This window comes from Bradyrhizobium sp. 31Argb (genome assembly GCF_043638955.1).
Lineage (GTDB): Bacteria > Pseudomonadota > Alphaproteobacteria > Rhizobiales > Xanthobacteraceae > Bradyrhizobium.
In genome coordinates this window covers 1-4,688 of the sequence record NZ_JBEGDB010000429.1, presented here as the reverse complement: position 1 = coordinate 4,688, position 4,688 = coordinate 1, and the positions used below count along the sequence as shown (strand labels likewise).

Sequence of the window (4,688 nt, the reverse complement as noted above, 5' to 3'; positions counted from 1 at the left end):
CGGGCTGCTCACGATCGTCTGAATTCGGCGCTCATGATCGCGCGAAATCGCTGCTCACCATCAGTGAAATATGCAGCAGAACTCGAGCGGAGGCAAGGACAAGCTTGGCAATATCAGCAAACAAGGTGATCGCTATTTGCGCAGCCTGTTCACGGCTGGTGCGCTCGCCGTGATCCGCTACGCCAAGATCCATGGCACCGGCCATCGGCCCTGGCTTACGGGACTGTTGGCGCGGCGACCGACCAAGGTCGCCGCCATCGCGCTCGCCAACAAGCTCGCCAGGATGGCCTGGGCGATGATGGCCAGGAACGAAGGCTACAAGGAACCGGTCGCGCTCACGGCGTAAACGAGATCGCGCCGAACACCCCGGCGTGACGTAACGGTTGGGAGGACGAACAGCACGTAATGCAGTGCCGGTCGATCCGGCGATCAGGACAACCCTCTTGGGCCATAGCATCTTTGAATGCGTGCTTTTGATCGGGACCTGATCTGCGGAAGGCATTATGGCCAGCGGTCATGGGTACCGCACTCAAAGGCCGAACACATGGCTGCTCCGACCAATGCTGCAGCGTGAAGATTCCCCTTGCCAACCCGGAGCCAACTCGGACCTCTTGTGAGGTCCGCTATCGCGTCGCTATCAGAGGTATAGCGGACCTTATACGCGCGCTGATCTGCGGCGCGGAGTTTGTGAGTACACGCCATAGACCATTAAAGCCGCCGAAGGTCATCCTCGGTTAGCGTCAGTTCCGGAAGGCCCGATAGCTCTCTGCCATGAGCCACGCTGCCACGCTTCTGTATGGCCGCCGCTCGCTCCCGACCATAGGCCTCGCGGAGCAGCACTAGAAACTGCGCCCTCTCAGTCTTGGAAAGCGCCCGCCATGCCCACCATGCTCGGTCCAGATTGGTCATCGCCTGCTATCTCACGGATTTGGCAATACTAGCCGGCCGAACAAATCCGGAAACCCCAAACCGCAGATATCCTGAAATGGGGCGGTCCCGCGTACCCGCGCCGCCTCTCCCAATCGGTAGGACCCGGTGAAACCTTAAAGCAATGGCGTTCGCTCGTCCGATTGCTGCTGAGCGGCGCTCGCCTGATCCGGAACTATTCGTCGGACTGCCGCAGGTTCGCTTCCATTTCTGCAACGATGTCTTGCAAAAGACGGGTAGCGAGCGGGTCGGTGACCTCGCGCTCCATCATCCGGAAGCGCATCACCTGCTCCTCAAGTTCCTTTTGCTCATGATCAGCCAATTCGTGCTCGCTCATGGAAGTATGACGCCGGGCAAGACCGATCGTTGCGTGAACTTGCAAAATCTCTGTCGAGCTTTGTGGGCGTATTTGAGCCCCAATGTGCAAGTTATCTATCTCTGATTGTGATCCATCGAACAGGAACAGCCGCGAAGGTTCTGGATTGTCACGGCCATGCCCCGCTACTACTTCGACGTTCGAAACGATGAGACCATTGCCCTCGACGAAGAAGGCCTGGAACTCCTCGACATTGAAGCTGTCCAGGAAGAAGCTGCCCGAGCCTTCGCTGACATGGCAAGGGATGCGGTAAATCAGAGCGCCGTGAGTACCCTTGCGCAGCGCATGGCAATCGAGGTCAGAGACAACGCCGGGCCGGTCCTGCAAGTCAGCTTCACGTTCGCTGTGGACCGGCCAAAAGACTAAGCCCGCCTGTGTTTCCCTTGTTCAGTCCCGGAACGGGTCCAGTTCGGGGATGCCTGTCGCCGTTCCGGGCTCCTATAAGGGAAGCGGCCTCTACCTCGTGGAGAGGGCCGCTCCTCTGTCACGGGCGTCCATACAGACGCACATTGGCAACAGCAGCCCCGCTCGATGGTTCCTTACGAACGTGATACTATGGCTCGCATTACTGCCCGCCGGGGAAAGCACGTGGCCGAAAAGCCGATCATCTTGGTCATCGAAGGCGATAGCGAGATACAGCAGATGGTCGAGGAAGCCCTGATCGAAGGGGGCTTCGAGCCGGTCATCACGCCGTCCAGTGAAGAAGCGATCGCGCGGTTCAAAGACCGCAATGCCGGCTATCGTGCGCTTCTTATCGATATCAGTCTGAGAGGCAGAATGAGCGGTTGGGCAGCCGCGCGGCAGGCCCGAGAAATCGATCCGGCGCTACCTATCATTTACATAACTGCGGGCGCGGGCCACGAATGGGCGGTGGAAGGCGTCCCCAACAGCATCCTGTTGCAGAAACCGTTCGCTCCGGCCCAACTCATCACCGCTGTCTCGCAGCTTCTCAACACGGCATCACCGTCCGCGTAATGCGCCGCTATCGGACGCGCTCCGGCCCGTTTAACCTGTTTGCTACTCCTTCATGTTAGCAGTAATCGCGAACGTCGAACGTTCTAACCCCGCCAGCGCGATTACTGGTCTGACATTCGCCGGACATATGGAATTTCGATGCACCAAGTTCGCATCCTCGCTGCGCTCAATCAGCAGAACTGCCCCGATTGTGGGACTGATAAATTCGTAGTCGGACCACGCATCGATGTCGCGGAAAACCTAGAGTGCCGAGGCTGCGGCGCACGTTTCTACGTCACGCCGCGACGGCCAGGCGCGATAGTTGTAATGAGGCAGCGACGCCAGTAGCGAACACCGTGGTATTACGGTTCCAAAAATTAACCGCGCTTGTTTGGAGTGGCGGTTAGGATTGCTCTGCTACTCGACGGGAGGAAGGGCACGTCATGGCGTTACCCGTATGCTCTGCCTGCAATGCGGAGCGCAGGCTTACGGGCGTTGCACCCGTCAACAAAGAGTATGACATCCGCTCGTTTGAATGCCCGGTCTGCCACACCATTTTGCGGTTGGCGGTACCACGCGAGCGGCCAGCGCGGGGTAAAGGGAGGCGCGCCTGAACGCCGGCCTGCGTTGCCGTATTTGCCCCGATGGTCTTGCGGGATCGTCGGAATAGTCGGCCGCGCCAGCGAGCTATTGCACAACATCCGAACTCTGTTCGGGCCGTTCGCCCAGCTTGACGCGCTCGCAAAATCGCTACGGCTCGACGCCTGCCCATATTCGCGATCGTTATGCCGCGCGCCCCGACTCGTGCTAAAGCAAGGGCCGGTCATCCCGGATTGTCGGTCCACCATGTTGCAGTCTACGCCTGACGAGAGACAGGCCATCATCGACTATATGAACTGGCAGGCACCTGATCTAACTGTCGAGTTTTTGCAGAAAGTCTACGCCGAGAATGTTCTGAGCCATCAGCATGTCGTTTGGGATGTTCACACCAACGTCGATCGCTGGTGGGTGATCACCAATCCGACCAAGCTGTACTCGCAAGAACAGTTTCCGAACATGGACTTGGCCGTTACGTTTCATGTTGGTCTTTGCTTGCGCATCCCCCGGAGCCAAAAGGCCAAGTTATCAGAACTTCCTGTCGAGCCACTTGCGGCATGTTTCCGTCACCTGACCGAAGCGTCTGATGCTCTAGTGAGCGCCCAAGAGGTCAGCGACTTCCAAGCCGTCGGCGTCCGTTGCCGTGAGGCATTGCTTGCGTTCACGAGTGCGGCGCAAGTGATCGTGCCTTGGGAGAGCGATGAAGGCAGCAAACCTAAGCAGGCTGACTTCAAAGCTTGGGCGGACTACATCTGTTCGACTTGCCTCGGGGGGCAGACCCACGAGCACCGCCGCCATCTATTCAAGACGATGCTGGACGAGTCGTGGCGCTTCTCCAACTGGCTCACCCACGCCAAGGCTTCGACGTGGCACGACGCCGAGGCCGCGACGACCACAGTTGAACATGCGCTCGACTTGGCGGCGTCCCTAGTTATCCGCCATCTCCGTGGTGTGCCCGACGCATGTCCTGCCTGCGGCTCGAACCGGCTATCTCCGCAGCGCGGATTTCACTCAAGCGCCCCCGACGCCGAATGGGAGCGACCGACATGCGACAAGTGCGGGTGGGCCGGTGAGCCGGTGCTGATCCTCGGCGATCCGGAAGCCTACGCTGCGCAGGAGGAAGATCGTCCGCCGCCCGAAGGCGAGTGCGTGATACCAAGCATCCCACTGCGGGAACTTCGCAAGCCAACGCGGAGGGATTAACGAACAATCATGAAGCTTGATGTTATGGCGACGACTGCCAGGGATTGCGAGCGTGTCACCGTCGATGACGCTGGCTTGGCCGGCAGGCGCCGCGCCGATCGACGCTGCAGTAACAGCGACGCGATTTTGATCTCTCGCCAGACCATTCGCAACAGTGCTCGGATTTCCTATGGCGGGGGAGTGAGAGGTATGGGTCCGCTCCGCAATGGCCGGCCCGTGCGCTGCCAACGAGCAAGCTCGGGATTGGTCATCCAACGATAATGAAGTTGGCGAAAGCTTCGGAAGTAACGGTCCGCGCTGTGCCTAACTCGGATGTGGTCAATCAGCTTGGCGGTGTCGCGCATTGCGTCTAAGACGAAGCCTTTCCAATAGACGTAGCAAATGCGCTCATCAAAGGTGCTGTTCTCGATGCCTACCGCCATCAATTCGAGAACATTCAGATAGCTTCGTATATGGTGATAGTCATCGGTTTTGCAGAATGCGTCGAGATCGTTGACGCTTCGCAGTACGGAGGCAGAGATCGCGACCGCGACGCGCTCGTTTCAGCGCCGTCACGTCTGAAATGGACCCCGATTGTGGGACCACGTGCTTAGTTGGAAGGGGCTGCTCCGTTTGATAGACGGAGCGCATG

6 protein-coding genes are annotated in these 4,688 nt (G+C 58.9%); 4 read left to right on the top strand and 2 right to left on the bottom strand.

Going from position 1 to position 4,688, the window contains the following annotated elements; all coding sequences use genetic code 11:
- Positions 1-70: 70 nt before the first annotated feature.
- The gene (locus AAFX91_RS39280; RefSeq protein WP_394570076.1) at positions 71-346 is read left to right on the top strand and encodes a transposase; all 276 of its coding nucleotides are present in this window, start codon (positions 71-73) and stop codon (positions 344-346) included.
- A 756-nt stretch (positions 347-1,102) separates the two neighbouring features.
- Here the strand turns inward: AAFX91_RS39280 and AAFX91_RS39275 are convergent.
- Positions 1,103-1,264, bottom strand: coding sequence for a hypothetical protein (locus tag AAFX91_RS39275; protein WP_245476622.1), 162 nt, complete (start codon positions 1,262-1,264; stop codon positions 1,103-1,105).
- A 156-nt stretch (positions 1,265-1,420) separates the two neighbouring features.
- On the opposite strand from AAFX91_RS39275, the gene AAFX91_RS39270 reads away from it, so the two are divergent.
- The 3 genes from AAFX91_RS39270 (at position 1,421) to AAFX91_RS39260 (ending at position 4,057) form a co-directional block, all read left to right on the top strand.
- The gene (locus tag AAFX91_RS39270; RefSeq protein ID WP_130581865.1) at positions 1,421-1,669 is read left to right on the top strand and encodes a DUF6894 family protein; all 249 of its coding nucleotides are present in this window, start codon (positions 1,421-1,423) and stop codon (positions 1,667-1,669) included.
- A 222-nt stretch (positions 1,670-1,891) separates the two neighbouring features.
- Positions 1,892-2,278, top strand: coding sequence for a response regulator (locus AAFX91_RS39265; RefSeq protein ID WP_165421378.1), 387 nt, complete (start codon positions 1,892-1,894; stop codon positions 2,276-2,278).
- 825 nt (positions 2,279-3,103) lie between these two features.
- A complete protein-coding gene (locus AAFX91_RS39260) occupies positions 3,104-4,057 on the top strand; it encodes a hypothetical protein (protein WP_394570075.1) in 954 nt (317 codons plus the stop codon).
- A gap of 167 nt (positions 4,058-4,224) precedes the next feature.
- On the opposite strand, the gene AAFX91_RS39255 is transcribed toward AAFX91_RS39260, so the two are convergent.
- On the bottom strand, positions 4,225-4,563 hold the full coding sequence (locus tag AAFX91_RS39255; protein WP_394570077.1) for a DUF4760 domain-containing protein: 339 nt from the start codon (positions 4,561-4,563) through the stop codon (positions 4,225-4,227).
- Positions 4,564-4,688 lie beyond the last annotated feature (125 nt).